The sequence below is a fragment of the Brevibacillus choshinensis genome, from assembly GCF_001420695.1.
Lineage (GTDB): Bacteria > Bacillota > Bacilli > Brevibacillales > Brevibacillaceae > Brevibacillus > Brevibacillus choshinensis.
This window is the reverse complement of record NZ_LJJB01000007.1, coordinates 430,312-443,773: the sequence shown is the minus strand read 5'-3', so window position 1 is coordinate 443,773 and position 13,462 is coordinate 430,312. Positions and strand designations below refer to the sequence as shown.

At 52.0% G+C, this 13,462-nt stretch carries 12 protein-coding genes; all 12 read right to left on the bottom strand.

The genetic code is table 11. The features are described 5' to 3' along the window. Positions 1-56 precede the first annotated feature (56 nt). The 12 genes from ilvN to AN963_RS02080 all read right to left on the bottom strand — a co-directional run bounded on the left by ilvN (position 57) and on the right by AN963_RS02080 (position 13,417). Positions 57-563 (bottom strand): acetolactate synthase small subunit, encoded by a 507-nt coding sequence (gene ilvN / locus AN963_RS02140; protein ID WP_055742917.1) that lies wholly within the window; start codon positions 561-563, stop codon positions 57-59. Between the two features lies 1 nt (position 564). Continuing rightward, on the bottom strand, positions 565-2,301 hold the full coding sequence (gene ilvB / locus AN963_RS02135; RefSeq protein ID WP_055742916.1) for a biosynthetic-type acetolactate synthase large subunit: 1,737 nt from the start codon (positions 2,299-2,301) through the stop codon (positions 565-567). A gap of 591 nt (positions 2,302-2,892) precedes the next feature. Next, a complete protein-coding gene (sat, locus tag AN963_RS02125) occupies positions 2,893-3,993 on the bottom strand; it encodes a sulfate adenylyltransferase (RefSeq protein WP_055742914.1) in 1,101 nt (366 codons plus the stop codon). 19 nt (positions 3,994-4,012) lie between these two features. Further along, positions 4,013-4,714 (bottom strand): phosphoadenylyl-sulfate reductase, encoded by a 702-nt coding sequence (locus AN963_RS02120; protein ID WP_055742913.1) that lies wholly within the window; start codon positions 4,712-4,714, stop codon positions 4,013-4,015. A gap of 125 nt (positions 4,715-4,839) precedes the next feature. Then, positions 4,840-5,055, bottom strand: coding sequence for a hypothetical protein (locus tag AN963_RS31320; RefSeq protein ID WP_055742912.1), 216 nt, complete (start codon positions 5,053-5,055; stop codon positions 4,840-4,842). 201 nt (positions 5,056-5,256) lie between these two features. Next, positions 5,257-6,420: a thiolase family protein gene (locus AN963_RS02110; protein ID WP_055742911.1), complete on the bottom strand. Its 1,164-nt coding sequence runs from the start codon at positions 6,418-6,420 to the stop codon at positions 5,257-5,259. Beyond that, positions 6,417-8,024: a long-chain-fatty-acid--CoA ligase gene (locus tag AN963_RS02105; protein WP_055742910.1), complete on the bottom strand. Its 1,608-nt coding sequence runs from the start codon at positions 8,022-8,024 to the stop codon at positions 6,417-6,419. Before AN963_RS02105 ends, AN963_RS02110 begins: the two co-directional genes overlap by 4 nt. Then, positions 8,021-9,052: an MBL fold metallo-hydrolase gene (locus tag AN963_RS02100; protein WP_055742909.1), complete on the bottom strand. Its 1,032-nt coding sequence runs from the start codon at positions 9,050-9,052 to the stop codon at positions 8,021-8,023. The genes AN963_RS02105 and AN963_RS02100 overlap by 4 nt, the downstream gene beginning before the upstream one ends. Before the next feature lie 14 nt (positions 9,053-9,066). Continuing rightward, positions 9,067-10,038, bottom strand: a complete 972-nt coding sequence (locus AN963_RS02095) for an electron transfer flavoprotein subunit alpha/FixB family protein (RefSeq protein WP_055742908.1) — start codon at positions 10,036-10,038, stop codon at positions 9,067-9,069. A gap of 18 nt (positions 10,039-10,056) precedes the next feature. Continuing rightward, entirely contained in the window at positions 10,057-10,821 is a 765-nt protein-coding gene (locus AN963_RS02090; RefSeq protein ID WP_055742907.1) for an electron transfer flavoprotein subunit beta/FixA family protein, read from the bottom strand. 45 nt (positions 10,822-10,866) lie between these two features. After that, entirely contained in the window at positions 10,867-12,195 is a 1,329-nt protein-coding gene (locus AN963_RS02085; protein ID WP_055742906.1) for an MFS transporter, read from the bottom strand. A gap of 28 nt (positions 12,196-12,223) precedes the next feature. Then, complete coding sequence (locus AN963_RS02080; protein ID WP_055742905.1) at positions 12,224-13,417, bottom strand: MFS transporter; 1,194 nt, start codon at positions 13,415-13,417, stop codon at positions 12,224-12,226. Between the last annotated feature and the right edge of the window lie 45 nt (positions 13,418-13,462).

Below are 13,462 nucleotides of genomic sequence, written 5' to 3'. Positions count from 1 at the left end.
TGTGTAGCCTCCCTAAAATAATGTTTAGCTTGAATTTTTATTCTGAATTTTGCAATTTAAACCGTTGCAGCGGCTGTTGCTGGAACAATACTGCGGGCCATCGCTACCGAGCCCGTTCTCGTCAATTCGAGAACCCCATAGTTTTGTAGCAAAACGAGCAGGGCATCAATCTTTTCGGTGTCCCCCGTTACTTGCACGATCAACGAGGTAGGCCCTACGTCGACGATCGCTGCGCGAAACGGTTCTACAATCCCATTCAGCTCAGCCAATTGGCTAGGAGAAGCACTGACCTTGATCAGAGCCAGTTCGCGTGACACATACGAGTTGGCACTGAGATTGGTAACAGAGATGACATCGATCAGCTTGTTCAGCTGCTTCATCAGTTGATCAATCTGGCGATCATCTCCCCCGGTCGTGATAATCATCCGGGACAATCCTGCCTCTTCTGTTCCCCCGACCGTGATGCTGTCGATATTGAATGCGCGCTGTCCAAACAACGTGGATACGCGAGTCAAAACTCCGGGGTAGTCGTTAACGAGTACGGCAATGGTCTGTTGCTGCATCTTAGTCATCCCCCAATTCCATCTGATCTAGCGTGTTGCCTGCAGCTACCATCGGATAGACGTTTTCTTCCTGTGCGACACGGAAGTCAACAACTACCGGGCCATCATGCGCCAGCGCCTCTGCCCACACCGCTTCGGCTTCTTGCGGAGTGCTTGCACGCAAGCCCTTCACGCCGTATGCTTCGGCCAGCTTGACGAAGTCTGGGCTGCAAGTCAGGTCGATTTGGCTATAACGGTTGTCGTAGAAGAGTTCTTGCCACTGACGAACCATTCCCAAGCACTGATTGTTGACGATGGCTACCTTCACCGGAATGTTGTACTGGGATACGATTGCGAGCTCCTGATTGGTCATCTGGAAGCCGCCGTCTCCTACTACAGCAATGGTTATGCGCTCTGGGTGAGCGATTTGGGCGCCGATCGCAGCCGGGAATCCAAAGCCCATCGTACCTAGACCACCTGATGAGATGAAGGAACGGGCATTTTTGAACTTGTAGTATTGTGCTGTCCACATCTGGTGCTGTCCTACGTCTGTAGTGACGATCGCTTCCCCATCTGTGGAGCGGTACAACAGTTCAATGACTGCCTGCGGCTTCAATGTGTCTCCGTCAGTCTTGTACTTGTACGGTTGCTTTTCTTGCCAGTCCTTTAACTGTCTGATCCACGCTTCTGATTCACATGCGGTGATCAGTGGAATCGCTTTTTCCAAGGTGCTCTTCACATCGCCTGTAACCGTCACGGCCGTCGAAACGTTTTTGCCCAATTCAGCTGGATCGATATCCACGTGAACGATGCGAGCATTCGGTGCGAACTCTTTGGTACGACCCATGGTGATCCGATCGTCAAAGCGTACACCCAAGCCAATTACGCAGTCTGCGTTGAGCAATGCTTGGTTGGCGGTGAAGTTTCCATGCATCCCTGGCATGCCGAGCGACAACTCGTGAACCCCTGGGAAACCACCTAGACCCATGAATGTATTGATGACTGGGATACGTGCTTTCTCTGCGAAAGCCAGCAGCTCCTGATCGGCGCTGGCTGCGATAATGCCGCCACCTGCCATGATTACTGGTCGCTTTGCCGCCTTGATCGCAGTGACAAAATGTTGCACCTCTTCATCGTCTGGCACCACAGAAGCGCGGTAGCCGCGGACGTCCACAGTCTCTGGATAGGTGAACGGTGCGATTGCGTTGGCTACATCTTTAGGGATGTCGATCAACACGGGGCCCGGACGACCTGTCGTTGCAATGTGGAAGGCTTCCTTCACGATGCGAGGAAGATCACGCACATCCCGGACAAAATAACTGTGTTTCGTAATAGGTACCGTGATTCCCGTAATGTTCGCTTCTTGGAACGCATCTGTTCCGATCAGCGATTGAGCTACGTTACCTGTGATGCACACCAACGGTACGGAGTCCATCTGAGCGGTGGCAATTCCTGTTACCAGGTTGGTTGCCCCTGGGCCAGACGTTGCGATACAAACCCCTGGTTTACCTGTTGCGCGAGCGTATCCGTCCGCAGCATGGATGGCACCTTGTTCGTGGCGGGTCAAAATGTGTTTGAAGTAACTCCCGTACAGTGAATCGTAAATCGGGAGAACTGCCCCACCCGGATAGCCGAAGATGTATTCTACTTGTTCGAGGAGCAAACACCGAAGCAACGTTTCTGCTCCCGATACCTCTTCACCGAATTGAATTGGTGGAATACTGTTCTTTTTCTGAATTTCGGCCATTTCAACACTCATTTCCTCTCCTCCTCCCACTTTCCAACAGGTATTGAAAATAACTATAGGAACATAGAAAAACCCTTTCGCCCCGACACGGTTAGATTTCCATGTCTTTTGGGGCGAAAGGGTTCGCGGTACCACCCAACTTTATCGGCGCCTCACGGTCAGCCGATCTCAGCCAGTCACAACGGATTGTGGACTGTAACACGCTAACGGGTGTTAAACGGTTCTGCCTACTACCTACTCGCGTAAGTTTCAGCGAAACAGCTCGGAGGCGAGCAATGCGCGCGCTCTTTACCCGGTTCTCAGCAATCCGGGCTCTCTGTTAAAGAGTTGACGCGCATCCTCCTCGTCATAGCCTGCTATTATAACAATTTTTTCAATATTGTTGTTGTCAGAATATAAAGTGTTACGTCTGATTATAGCTAGGCACCTAGGGGGTGTCAACGAAAAGAACCACAATTTTTTAGACTTTCGTCCGAACGAATGCTCAGTAAGAAATGGCTTTGTGGTAACTGTTTTGGGTGAAAGCGCATTCACAGACAACCTAGTTTGTCCTCCTAAAAAGCAAAAAAACGGAACGGTTCGACCCGTTCCACAGACCCGCTATCAACCTTTCAGCTCCCTCTCACGCATCCCCTCGATCAAAATCTTCGCCACTTCCGGTCTACTGAATTGCGGCGGTGGTGTCACGCCATTTCGCAGCATTTCGCGCACTTTGGTTCCGGACAAGGTCAGATGCTGATCGCCCTCGTGCGGACAGGTTTTGGTCGTGGCCATACCTTCACATGCATTGCAGTAAAAGCTGTGCTCGAAAAAGAGCAGCGATATCCCTAGTTCTTCTGGCGCAAATTCTGCGAAGATGTACTGTGCATCGTAAGTTCCGTAGTAGTCGCCGACTCCTGCATGATCGCGCCCCACAATAAAATGAGTGCATCCGTAGTTTTTGCGGACCAACGCGTGGAAGACTGCTTCTCGCGGGCCTGCATAGCGCATCGCTGCCGGAAAAGCGGCGAGCAGGACTCGTGTGGGAGGATAGTAGCTTTCAAGTAATGCCAGATAGCTTTTCATTCGGACGGTTGCCGGGACATCATCTGATTTCGTCTCACCCATTAACGGATTCAAAAACAAACCGTCTACGATCTCCAGCGCGGCTTTCTGAATGTACTCGTGCGCTCGATGCACTGGATTTCGCGTCTGAAAACCGACGATGGTCTTCCAGTTGTTACACTCGAATATTTCTCTCGTCTGGGCCGGAGTTAGATAGTACTCAGGAAACTGTTCCGGTACAGGCCGTTGAAGGACTTCCAGCGGACCGCCCACATACAGGTTACCTTTTTCAAACAGCTTTTTCACTCCAGGGTGGGCCACATCCGTCGTACGGAAAACAAGCTCTGCCTCCCGGTTTTTATCCGGTCGATAGCAGCTTTCTACTTGCAGGATCGCGTAGTTCACTCCGTCCTCACCCCGCAGCAGGACTCGTTCACCTGGCAGGATGTCTCCGTGGAGCTCCTCATCGACACCTAACGTGATCGGCAGCGGCCAGACCGCACCATTTGCCAAGCGCATTGTTTCCACAACAGAGAGATAATCGTCCTCGACCATAAAACCAGACAGTGGGGAAAAAGCGCCAATTGCCAGACAGTCGATGTCAGACAGCGTCCATTTGTCGATCGTAATGGTCTTCTTTGGCAGAGTCGAATACGTCATAGGTACGCCTCCCCGCTGGTCATTTGTGCAGACCACATTCCGTTTTTTCATGACCTGCCCATCGTCCAGAACGCGGATCTTGGCCTGACTTTACAGCTCGCGTACAAACACTACAACCAATGCTAGGATAATTTCGATCGTGCAAGGGATTGTAAGGAACATCGTTTGCGTGTATATACTCCCATACCTGTGCGTCCGTCCAATCCGCCAACGGGTTGAACTTCACTAGGTTGAACTTCTCATCCCATTCCACTTTTTTCGCGTTCGCACGGGTAGGTGATTGTTCCCGCCGTATACCGGTGACCCACGCTTCATACTGGGAAAGCACCCGCTTCAACGGCTCTACCTTTCTGATCTCGCAACAGAGGTTGGGCTCTCGCTCCCACAGCTTGTCACCATGCTGCTGTGCCTGCTCTTCCAGCGTGATTTGGGGAAGTACTTGAATAAACGTCGTCCCGTACCGCTCTTGCAGCCGATCACGGGTATGATAGGTCTCAGTAAAATGCTTGTTTGTGTCTAAATAAAAGACAGGGATAGTAGGTGCCAGCTTGTGCAGCATGTCGATCAGCACTACGTCTTCCGCTCCAAAACTGGATGCGAGGACGATGCCGCCCGCATAATTCTCTACTGCTGTCACCAAGACGTCCATCGGCGCCTTGGCTTCCAGACGGTATGCCCACACGTGCAACTCCTCATCCGCCATCATGTGGCGTTCGCTCATCTGCCAAACTCCCTTCTTGCATTGATTCACCCATCATCATATGTGGCAGAATCGCAAGTGGCGATTCGTCCCGAGAAAAGAAAACAGCCGTCAGACCCGTGTTGTCTGACGGCATGTTTGTTCGATTATTTTTTGTTGTTGTCATTTTCCGGTGGTGAAAAGAAATGAGCGGGACCGTAAGTGGGTACTTGTTTCTCTACGTGCAGGTACGTGGTTCCAAATAAAGTCGAAGACGGTGTTTCGTACGAATCATTCTTGTCTTTTGCAAACGCACCTGGTGCGAGCAATGCGGCACAAACCACAGCAGAAGCGCCCATCATCATCCATTTTTGTTTTTTCATCTAGTCTCTCTCCCTATCCAATGTTTTCCTGTAACGCTTTTTATTGTATGGCACAGGGGTGTCAACTCGACACGGACGTATGATTGTTTTTTATTCCAACCTGAGTCGGAGTTGCACTTCCAGCTTTTTCCCGATGCAAGACGAATTTGTTCACGTACACATAAAAAAGCACCCGGAGAAGTTCCGAGTGCCTGTAGTATTTTATCGTTCAATCATCAGTGCGATCCCTTGCCCGCCACCAATGCATGCCGTGACAAGTCCACGCTTGCCTCCCCTGCGCTTCAATTCATAAGCGAGCTTGGTGATGAGCATGGAGCCGGTCGCCGCAATCGGGTGGCCATGAGCAATTGCCCCTCCTGTGACGTTTACCCGATCGGGATCAAAGTGAAGCTCACGATCGCACGCGATTACTTGGGCAGCGAATGCTTCGTTGATCTCGACCAGATCGATATCGTCCATGGTCAGGCTCATTTTCGCCAGTAGCTTTTGCGTGGCAGGGACGGGTCCGATGCCCATGATGTTCGGATCCACGCCTGCTACTGCCCAGCCTGTGACGCGTGCCAAAGGCTCCAATCCTCTCTTCTCCGCTTCACGACTGTCCATGAGAACCAGTGCGGATGCTCCGTCATTTACCCCTGAGGAATTGCCCGCAGTCACCGTTCCGCCTTGTTTGAATGCAGGCTGCAGCCTTGCCAGCGCTGCTAGAGTCGAATCTGGTCTCGGATGCTCATCTGTGTCAAACAGAAAGCTTTCTCCTTTTTTGCTCGGAATGCTCACGGGCAGAATCTGCTCGGCAAAGAGGCCCGCCTCCATCGCTGTCCTCATCTTTTGCTGGCTTTGGAAGGAAAATTCGTCCTGCTCCTCGCGACTGATCCCATAACGCTCAACGAGATTTTCAGCTGTAATGCCCATCGGTGGATTCCCGATGCTTGGCGGAGACAATTCGCGGCGGACGAATTTCGGTGGTGTGCGATCATACGCCTGACTTGATGATTCCATCAGAAACGGGATGCGGGTCATGCTCTCTGTTCCGCCCGCCACCATGATCCCGGCACTTCCCGCCCGAATCGCTTCCGCTGCAAGCGCCACACTGTTGATACCAGACCCGCACTGGCGATCAATGGTCAATCCCGCCACAGAGACTGGCATGCCTGCCATGAGCGCAGATAGGCGAGCTATATTTCCACCACCATTGAGGCAGTTGCCAAAAATGACGTCATCTACTTCTTCCCCTTGCAGGTTCGCTCGTTGCAGCGCTTCCCGGATGACCAGTGCTCCGTACTCTGCCGGCTGCATGTCCTTTAAGGCGCCTTTTACTTTAGCGATGGGCGTACGCACTGCCGAAACTAGTACAGCTTCGTTCATCCGACTTCTCCTCCTTGGGCAAGCCTGCGCTGTTGCTCTTCCTCCAGCAACGTACGGCGCAGTATTTTTCCTACCGTCGTCTTCGGCAGCTCAGTTCGGAATTCGATCATTCTCGGCACCTTGAATCGGGCCAGTCGCTCCGTGCACCAGGCGATGATTTCGTCAGCTGTCACCTGTTCATTTTGTCGGGTGACGATCGCTGCCTTAACGGTTTCCCCACGGTAAGAGTCGGGCACGCCATAGACGACTGCTTCCGCAACGGCCGGATGCTGGTAAATGACCTCCTCCACTTCGATGGGGTAGACATTGAAACCGCCCGCGATGATTAGATCCTTTTTCCTACCGACGATGTAAAAATAACCGTCCTCGTCCATCGTGGCGAGATCCCCCGTGTAAAACCATCCGTCTTTCAAAACGGCCGCTGTTTCCTCTGGCTTTTTCCAATAGCCCTTCATCACCTGTGGTCCTTTGATAATCAGCTCACCCGGCTCTCCAGGAGGCAGCTCCCGCATTCCCGTCTCCATATCTACGATTTTGCTGTCCGTATTTGGCAACGGAATCCCGATACTGCCCGCTTTTCTGCGAGTAGATGGGTTGACATGTGTGCCAGGTGACGTCTCTGACAAGCCGTACCCTTCAATAATCGGCACGCCTGTTTTCCGTTCAAACTCTTGCATGACCTCCACCGGAAGTGGTGCCGATCCGCTCCCGCACGTCTTGATGCAATCGAGATCACCCGGCTGCAGCTCTGGATGATTCAGGAGTGCAATATAGACTGTCGGAACAGCGGGAAAGCCTGTCGGACGATGCTTGCGAATCAGCTTTAGCACAGTTTCTACGTCAAAGCGCGGCAGACAGATATAGGCCTGTGCATTGAAGATCGTCCCGTTCATCCGACTCATGCCATAGACGTGAAACAAGGGCGGCATTCCCAGAATCCGTTCCTCCACCCGCCTGACTCCCCCGCCAAAAGTAAACCCTTGATACACCGTACCGACCAGATTGTAATGAGTGAGCATGACGCCCTTGGAGCGTCCAGTTGTCCCCCCTGTATATTGCAGAACAGCAATATCCTCCCGTGGATTGACTTCGAGTGGCGGCATGCTGTTGTGACGTTCGCTGATCAAACGATACAAGCTGTCCTCTTCGAGCGATTCTGGATCCGCCCAGATTGTGTACAGCTTTCCTTCCATCCCGATCTGTTCTAGCTTTTTCGCTTGCTCGCGATACCCGATAAACCACTCTGCCTCGGAATCCTGTAGCAAGTACTCCAGCTCAGATGGCTGGTACATGGGGTTTACCTGGACGACCACTCCTCCGAGACGATGGATGGCGTAGTAGGACAAAATGTATTCGGCGCTGTTCGGGAGCATGATGGCCATGCGATCTCCTTTGCGCGCACCTCTGCTATAAAGGGCCGCAGCCAGACGCTCCACATCGGTCTGCAGCTGGGCGTAGGTCCATTCCCGGTCGCCATCGATGACTGCCGGTCGCCCTGGATAATCCTGTGCGGAGCGCTCCATGAGCTGGTAAAGCGAGATGGAAGGGATTTCGACTTCCGCAGAAACACCTTCCAAGTACCAACGATGCCAAGGTCTTTTCATTTGACTCCCTCCCTCGTATGGTTCTTGTTTTCGCATGGTGGCGGCTGCAAGCCATAGTCCACATACTCACCATGCATGCCGTGCGCCGACAAAAATCCTTGGTAATAATCTTGTATGGGCTCACCGTGCTTGAGGAGTCTCTTCAGATGCTTCACGACGCCCATCGTTTCAAAGGTCAAAAGCCGTGGCGTTTCACGTACGTTTTTTTGCAAATAAAACACTTCCTGATGAATCAGTTGCTCAAAAGACACGCCTTTTCTCACTGCCTGCAAGACTTTTTCTTCTCTCTTGTCAATGATCGCCATGTAGGTCTCTAATAGTCGCCTGTAATCGGATCGCTCCACGACACCCTTTTGATGCGACGTAACGAAGGTATCGGCATCGACCTGCAGGGTCATCTGCGCAGATGCAATCATCGCGTCAATATCGCTGTCGGCGTTGTTGTACCACGGTCCAAAAGAAGTCAGATCAAAATCACCAACGTGCAAGACTCCATACTCCGGAAAATACGGGCAGCAAAAACCTGCGCAATGACCGGGGGCATGCAGCATGATCACATTTACTCCCGCCAGTTCAAATGGCTGATCATAAGGATAAACGGACTTATCCCCAGCGAGAATACTCGCCCATGAAATTTTCTCGTGACCTTCTCTTATCTCGCCTGCTCTTGGCATCCTTTCTTCGCGCATCATCTGTCTGGCCTGCTGCTCGCCGAAGATCGCGTAATAGCCGTTTGCTCGAGCTATTTCGTCCAGATCGGAAAATTTGAGGATGTCGTAATGATTAATCCACCCTTTTGCCTCGGGAAACAGGTAGAGCCCCCAGATGTGATCGAGATGGTAGTGCGTCATGTAAATGTCGTGAATGCGGTGCTCCTTTTTCAAATGATCAAAAACGGTACGTCCTGCCCCGCAATCGATCAGTGCATCGGCTTCCTTACCCTTAATCAGGATGGAGGTCGAATACGGCGTACGGCTCTGTTTTTCACCCATGAACACTTCAATCGGTCCGATCTGCAGATGGCTCATGATTTTGTTCTCCTTTACGTCATCTGCAGTGCTTTTTTACACTCTTCCGTCAACAGTGGCACTACTTCAAAGAGATCGCCAACGATGCCGTAATCGGCCACCTGAAAGATAGGTGCTTCAGGGTCTTTATTGATCGCGACGATGACCTTGGCATTCGACATTCCCGCCAAGTGCTGGATTGCCCCTGATATCCCGCAGGCGATGTACAGATCGGGTGTGACGACCTTTCCTGTCTGCCCGATCTGCAGACTGTAATCACAATACTCCGCATCGCACGCGCCTCGAGACGCTCCGACCGCTCCCCCGAGCACAGCTGCCAGCTCCTGCAACGGCTTAAAGCCTTCCGCGCTCTTGACACCTCGACCACCGGAAATGATGATCTTGGCCTCGCTCAAATCGACGGTGCCTGCCGTTTTCCGTACCACTTCCTTGATGATCGTTCGCAAGTCTACTGCTACAGGCTCGAACGGAATGATCTGCGCCTGCCGACCGCTTTGTTTGACCTCAAAGTTGTTGGCACGCAGAGTGGCAAACACGATCCCTTCCAGGAACGCTTTTTGCTGAAAAGCTTTACCCGCATAGATCGGACGAGTGAAGATAATCCGTTCCTCCTGCACATCTGCATCTGTGCAGTCAGACACGAGTCCGATCTGCAGCCGTGCCGCTACACGAGGCGCGACATCTTTGCCCATCGCCGTGTGTCCTGCCAGAATCACATCAGGTTTTGCCTGCTCAATTAGCTGCACCAGCGCTTGAGAATACGCGTCAGGAGTGTATGTTTTCCAAGCCTCTCCCTCAATGACGTACAGGGTGTCAGCCCCGTGCTGTCCGATCTCGTTTTGAAAGGATGCGGCTTGTGAGGAGAACAGGACAGCCTGCACTTCCCCGCCGTCACTCAGCTGTCCAGCGAGCGTAAGCGCTTCCAAAGAAACATTTCTTAATTTTCCGTCTTTTTCTTCCAGAACGACCAGGATACGTTTACTCATCTTCCACTCCTCCTATCTCTATAACACCTTGGCTTCTGTACGCAGCATTTGGACCAGCTCACTCACCTGCATGGATATCTCTCCGCTCAGGACACGTCCTGCCTGTTTCTTTGCCGGGAGGAACTGCTGGATCACGGTCGTCTTTGCCGTCAATCCCGTTGCGTCCAATTGCAGGTCGGAAGCTTCTACACGCTCCACTGGCTTTTTCTTAGCTTTCATGATGCCTGGCAACGAAGGGTATCGCGGCTCATTCAATCCCTGCTGCGCCGTCGCCAAGAACGGGAGATTCACCTGTACCGTCTCCAGGTCACCTTCCACATCTCGCTCTACCGTCGCGGTACCCCCTTCGATGTTCAATTTGGTAATGGTCGAGACATGCGGGATTCCCAGCTGTTCGGCCACCCGGATCGCCACTTGACTTGCTCCCGAGTCGACCGCCATATTGCCTCCTAGGATCACGTTGTACGGTCGGTCTTTGATGCTGGCCGTGATCAAACTAGCAATCACGTGCTCGTCAGCTACTTCCGGTTGCTGGATCAAAATCGCACGGTCTGCTCCCATCGCTAGCGCCGTACGCAAGGAATCCTCCGCACGATCTGGACCGACAGTGACCAACGTCACCTCACCGCCATGTTGTTCCTTGAGGCGTATCGCTTCCTCGACGGCGTACTCATCATAGGGATTGATGATAAACTCCACGCCGTCCTCTTGAATAAGGCCATTTTGAATCACGATTTTTTCTTCCGTATCAAACGTTTGTTTTAGCAAGACCAGAATGTTCATAGGGTTTCTCCCCTCTCCAAAGGATGCTTGTTGTCCTCTATTCTTCTATTGCGCTACGACTTCCGCTGGCTTTTTCGACAGCCATGGACCTTTACTCATAAACAGAAGCGGGATATAGACGATCACTCCAACAGCCACTGCGATTGCGATCCATGTGCTCCATCCACCCGAAGCGACCACGGAAGGCAAGACGAGATTCATCACCACAGGTACGACACGGATGATCGCCCCGTGCAAGCCCCATGCTGAAGACTGCAGCGATGCTTTCACATCCTCCACATTTTCCGAGAACAGGGCATTCCACGGACCATACGTAATGCCCATGAGCCCACCCAAGATCGAGACGTAGACGATCATGGCACCCGCGCTGACATCGGTTCCGAACAAACTGACAAAGTAGATCATGTACAAGGCAAAGGCAACTGCCCCGAAGAGCGACACAATTTTCCTCAGCTGCAGTCGATCAGAAATCCAGCCCGCCACCAGTAAGGTCAACAGATTCAGAAACCAAAAGTACTTGGAAATGCTGGCTGCCTGATGCGCTTCGAATCCAAAAGAATCCACCAAAATCTTGGGACCGAAGCTAGCCATCGTGAAATACGTGAGCAAGAACAGGGAGATACCGATGCTCGAAAGCCACAAATGAGGCACTCTCAGCACTTGCTTCATCAAGGAGCCTTCTTCTACTTTTTTCTCTGCCTTTGCTGGCTGCTCATTGACTTGCTCCATTGTTTTCTTGGAATGGATGATCTGCGCTCGCAAGCGAGGGGAAAGGTCGCGAATCGTGAACAAGATGACAATCGAGGAGACGAGTGCAACAGTCCCTGCGATATAAAACTGGGATTGCCAGTGTCCGTATACAGGTAGGGTCCAACCCGCGATCGCAGCGGCAAAAAAGTTAGAGCCGACAGGTCCGAACGTCCAGAAGCCATAGGCCAGCGCTCGGCCCATCCGTGGGGAAAAGTCGCGTACCAATCCAGCTGTTAATCCAAACGCAACTCCATCGACAAAGGATAAGACCACACGCAGTGCAAACAGCTGGGAAATCGTATCCACGAAAGCCATGCCATATACACAGACAGCCGTTAAAAACAGACTGGGGACGAGAAATACGACACGGCCATGACGGTCGGCTAAAGGGCCAAATACCAGAGAGGACAAGGCAGCAGCGAGAATACAAACCGCAGATAAAATACCGTATTGATGCAAATCCATGTGGAGATCATTCAGCAAGAGCGGAAGCACAGGAGCGATCTGCGATTCATATGAGGCAATAAAATTCGCCAAGATGGCAATAAACAACAGCCAAACCCGAAAACCGCCCGTCGGATATGTATCCAGTTGACGGGAAAGAAAAGCTCCACCTCTTGACATGGTCTCTCCTCCTTCAAATTACCTTTGCTTACGCCTGCTCTGCCCGGGCAGACAGCTTTCCTTTCAACCCTACCCGGATGAAAAGCACAGTCGCTACAAGCAGGCCGCAGGCAAAGAAATATGGAAATCGTTCCTGATAGGCAAACAACCAGCCAGCTATCAACGGACCAATCGTTCTTCCCAAACTATTGAAGGTCATCTGAGATCCAAAGCTGCTTCCTTGCGAATGAACTGTTGTCCGAAGAGAGATCGCAGAGGTCATTGCCGGGAAAGCAAAGCCTCGACAAAACGCAAGCAACGTGATCGCCACAAACACCCAAACCACGCTGGTGGACAAGCCTAGCGTCAAATACCCAAGTGCGCCAAACGAAAAGCCTGTAACAATCGTCGCTTTTTCTCCCCATCTTTGATACATGGCAGAAAACATTGCCACCTGGATCAAGGCTCCTACACCACCGTTGACCATAAACGCCCAGCCTGCCATCGCCTGCGTAGAATGAAGAGTATCTGTCAGGAAAAAGGCCAGTGTGGACGTGACAGTCGCATCCGCCAACGTGAAAGCAAAGGTTCCTCCCAAAAAAGGTGTAAGGCTTCGGTCGAAAAATGCTCTCAGGTTATGCTTGATTTGCAAGAATCCCCTGAAAGAAAGCTTGGTCTGTTCATCCCCGACGGGTCTGGGAGACTCTTTCGGGAGTAGCCATAATGCCACAATGCCATTTACGATCGACAAAATTCCGACTGAAACGAATGGCACCTGTAAACCAAACACACTCAAGACAGCTCCTAGTGGTGGACCGACGATGAAGCCGATCCCGTTTACAGATCCCATATACGCCATGACTCGAGGTCGCATTTCCGGTGTGGTTGCATTTGCCGCCAGGCTCAGGGACGCGGGCATGACGGCAGAGCAGAGTGCACCTGATAAAAACCGCAGCAGGAGCAGTACCACAACATTGGGCGACAGCCCTACGAGTGCCGAAGTCACCCCATAGCCGACAATTCCGAGGATGAGGATCGGGCGTTTTCCCACCCGATCAGACATCCCTCCCCAAAAGGAACTGAACAGCAATTGGGCAATAGCAAACGCGGATAGAGCGAGACCCAGTTCAAACGTGCTGGCTCCTACTTGACGCGACAAAAACGGAAGTGTCGGAAGAATAATCCCAAACCCAATATTGGCGATGAACATCGTGGACATCAGAAACAACACAGTCGTCGGCATCACGTCCACTCCTATCCTCGCTGCGCGTTTTTGGGGATGCGATCT

What these genes read in the sequence shown, in the direction of transcription:
- ilvN (WP_055742917.1), bottom strand. Translation starts at nt 563, where the DNA reads ATGCAGCAACAGACCATTGCCGTACTCGTTAACGACTACCCCGGAGTT.
- ilvB (WP_055742916.1), bottom strand. Translation starts at nt 2,301, where the DNA reads ATGAGTGTTGAAATGGCCGAAATTCAGAAAAAGAACAGTATTCCACCA.
- sat (WP_055742914.1), bottom strand. Translation starts at nt 3,993, where the DNA reads ATGACGTATTCGACTCTGCCAAAGAAGACCATTACGATCGACAAATGG.
- AN963_RS02120 (WP_055742913.1), bottom strand. Translation starts at nt 4,714, where the DNA reads ATGAGCGAACGCCACATGATGGCGGATGAGGAGTTGCACGTGTGGGCA.
- AN963_RS31320 (WP_055742912.1), bottom strand. Translation starts at nt 5,055, where the DNA reads ATGAAAAAACAAAAATGGATGATGATGGGCGCTTCTGCTGTGGTTTGT.
- AN963_RS02110 (WP_055742911.1), bottom strand. Translation starts at nt 6,420, where the DNA reads ATGAACGAAGCTGTACTAGTTTCGGCAGTGCGTACGCCCATCGCTAAA.
- AN963_RS02105 (WP_055742910.1), bottom strand. Translation starts at nt 8,024, where the DNA reads ATGAAAAGACCTTGGCATCGTTGGTACTTGGAAGGTGTTTCTGCGGAA.
- AN963_RS02100 (WP_055742909.1), bottom strand. Translation starts at nt 9,052, where the DNA reads ATGAGCCATCTGCAGATCGGACCGATTGAAGTGTTCATGGGTGAAAAA.
- AN963_RS02095 (WP_055742908.1), bottom strand. Translation starts at nt 10,038, where the DNA reads ATGAGTAAACGTATCCTGGTCGTTCTGGAAGAAAAAGACGGAAAATTA.
- AN963_RS02090 (WP_055742907.1), bottom strand. Translation starts at nt 10,821, where the DNA reads ATGAACATTCTGGTCTTGCTAAAACAAACGTTTGATACGGAAGAAAAA.
- AN963_RS02085 (WP_055742906.1), bottom strand. Translation starts at nt 12,195, where the DNA reads ATGTCAAGAGGTGGAGCTTTTCTTTCCCGTCAACTGGATACATATCCG.
- AN963_RS02080 (WP_055742905.1), bottom strand. Translation starts at nt 13,417, where the DNA reads ATGCCGACGACTGTGTTGTTTCTGATGTCCACGATGTTCATCGCCAAT.